This window comes from Candidatus Paceibacterota bacterium (genome assembly GCA_028697015.1).
Taxonomy (GTDB): Bacteria; Patescibacteriota; Minisyncoccia; order Minisyncoccales; family GWA2-38-27; genus JAQVFW01.
The window spans coordinates 1-2,551 of the sequence record JAQVFW010000020.1; the positions used below are offsets into that span (position 1 = coordinate 1).

Here is a 2,551-nt window from a genome sequence, read left to right on the forward strand (position 1 = left end):
CCGCGCAGGCATCCGGCAATATCACGCTCAGCGCGCAGACGACATCGCTCACCGTAACCGGCGGTGAGTGCATAGGCGAGGACGCGAGCATCGCAGTGGTGCGCGACGACGACAACAGCCTGCAGATCACGTGGGAAGACCACGACATCACTGGCTACACCATCTATCTCACGGTACGGCCCGACCAGTACAGCACGAGCGCAGACGACACGGACGCGCTGTTCCAGGTCGAGGCAGCTCTGACCACGCCCGAAGATGGCGTGTTCACGTTCGCCGTTGGCAAGGCCGAGACCGACCAGTGCGAGGTAGAGGCAACTCTGCGGTATGACATACAGGCCATCAGCGACACCGGGGCAATCACGACGCTGCTCCGGGGGAACTTCACGGTAACGGGCGATGTAACGCGCAGAACCACCATATAACAACGGGAGGATATACCATGCCGCAGAGCCGTGCCGCACTCGTCAAGCCTCGCCCTGTGCCGCTGCCACCGGAGCCGCTGATAGTCATGCTCAGCGGGTGCCGGTGGAGTAGTTGCGGCGGCGGGCAACGCCCTGTGCAACTCGCCCGATGCTTCGAGCGCATGGGATACGGCGTTGTCTACCACAACCCCATGATCGCCGGATGCGAGCAGATGAGCAACATCTACACGCTGGACAAGCCGCGCTTCCGGCGCGCCATCAACCAACTCGCCGAGTGTCACGACCCCCGCAACCTGGTCATCAACGCCCTCCCTATCGAGCTATTCCACGCGCATAGCGCGCGCCTGCAGGCGGCGGGCTGGCGCTATGTGTACGACCTCATCGACGACTGGCCCGCGTTCCGCGCGCGGGGCGACCTGAACTACTACGACGAGGACGACGAGCGCGCCATCATGGAGACCGCCGACGTGCTCACCGCGAGCGCACCGTCGCTGCTGGAGCGGTTCGGCGAGTGGGCCGGGCGGGAGGGTGCGCTGGTGCGCAACGGCGGCCCTGCGGCCCCTGTAGCGCGCCCGTGGCCCATGCCGCCGGGCTGGGTGACGAGCAAGGCGGGCACCATCGTGTATATCGGCTACCTCGCCGGGCAGTGGTTTGATTGGCCGCTGTTCCGGCGCACCGCGCAGGCACTGCCCGACGTAGTGTTCCACGTCATCGGCGACAACAGCCGAGTACGCGGCAACCAGGCTGAGAATATCATCTACCACGGCGAAATGCCATACGCCGAGTGCATCGCCGCGGCGGCGTGGGCAGATGTCGGCATTGTGCCGTTCCGGCATCTGGACATCTGCCGCGCGGTGGACCCCATCAAGCTCTATGACCACTGGGCAATGGGGCAGCCGCTGGCGACGACCAGCGTGATGACGGAACTCGTCGGCAGACCGCACTGTCACATCGCGCCGACAGGTGCGCGCGACATCGCCGCGCAGGTCGAGGCGGCACTGGCGGACGCGCCGATCCAGCGCGCCGAGGTGGAACAGTTGTGCGCGGCGAACTCGTGGGATGTACGGGCAGCGGAAATCATAGCAGCAGTGGAGGCGCAGTGTGCGGACAGCAACAGTGATCGGGGCAGGCGCGGCGGGCAGTATCCATGCCCGACTACTCGCGGAGCGCGGGTACACGGTCTGCATCTACGATGCGGACGCAGGTCATGCCGCGAAGCTGGCGGCGCGGGTGCAGGGCACGGCGACACAGAGCCCGCTGCACGAGGCTGACATCACGGTAGTGGCGGTGCCGACGCAACATCACTACCAGTACATCCGCCTGCTGCTCGACGAGGGCCGCACGGTGGTGAGCGAGAAGCCGCTGTGTCTGTACCCGGAGCAGGCGGCAGAGGTGGCGGGCACCAGCGGCGGGCGGCTGTACATCGCCGAGTCGCAGGGCTACGGCGCCGACCAGGTCGCGCAGCGCGAGCAGGTACGCGGCGGCTACTACGGCGACGAGGTGCTGTGGCGCGTCGCGGCCATGAGCCCGTACAAGTCGCAGGCGTGGAGCTATGATTTGTGGCAGGGCGGCGGCGCGTTCCTGGAGGGCGGCGTCCACGTCGCCACCGTGGCGCGCATGCTGTTCGGCAAGGCCGTCAACTGGCAGGGCATGTTCCGCTGCCTCGCGGGCGGCAGCGGACCCGACACCGGACAGCTTGCCATCGAGTACGAGGACGGCGACATGCTGTCGTTGCAGATATGCTGGGGCACCGCAGGCTGCTGGAGCGGCGCGTGCAAGCCGCTGCCGAACGTGGCAGGACTCGTGGGCAGCGAGCGTTGTGCGCCGTGGTGGCCCGGTGACAACCACGCCGCAATGTGGGACGCGCTGCTGCCGGCCATCGAGGCGGGCACGCAGCCGCTGGTGACGGCAGACGACGCGGCGGGAGCAGTGGCCGACGTATGGAGATGCTATCGAGCGGGAGGTTATGGCGATGCGAAGTACATTGACGTTGGCTGATGCCGAGGACCTGGTCGAGCAGTACGCGTTGGATGTGACGGCGGATGAAAGGTTGCCTGACAGGCAGGTGTATTTCCGGGACAACTACCGCGCCTGGGAGCAGGCGCACCTGCCGGTGGTGTGTGAGTACG

General features: G+C 66.6%; 2 protein-coding genes and 1 pseudogene. All 3 read left to right on the forward strand.

Features of this window, described 5'->3' with window-relative positions; all coding sequences use genetic code 11:
* Nucleotides 1-422: hypothetical protein (locus tag PHH50_03770; protein MDD3729396.1), on the forward strand; the 422-nt coding region annotated here is incomplete at its 5' end.
* Nucleotides 423-1,003: 581 nt separating this feature from the next.
* Nucleotides 1,004-1,417, forward strand: a pseudogene (locus tag PHH50_03775) (glycosyltransferase).
* A gap of 121 nt (nucleotides 1,418-1,538) precedes the next feature.
* Complete coding sequence (locus tag PHH50_03780) at nucleotides 1,539-2,420, forward strand: Gfo/Idh/MocA family oxidoreductase (protein MDD3729397.1); 882 nt, start codon at nucleotides 1,539-1,541, stop codon at nucleotides 2,418-2,420.
* The last annotated feature ends 131 nt before the right edge of the window (nucleotides 2,421-2,551 follow it).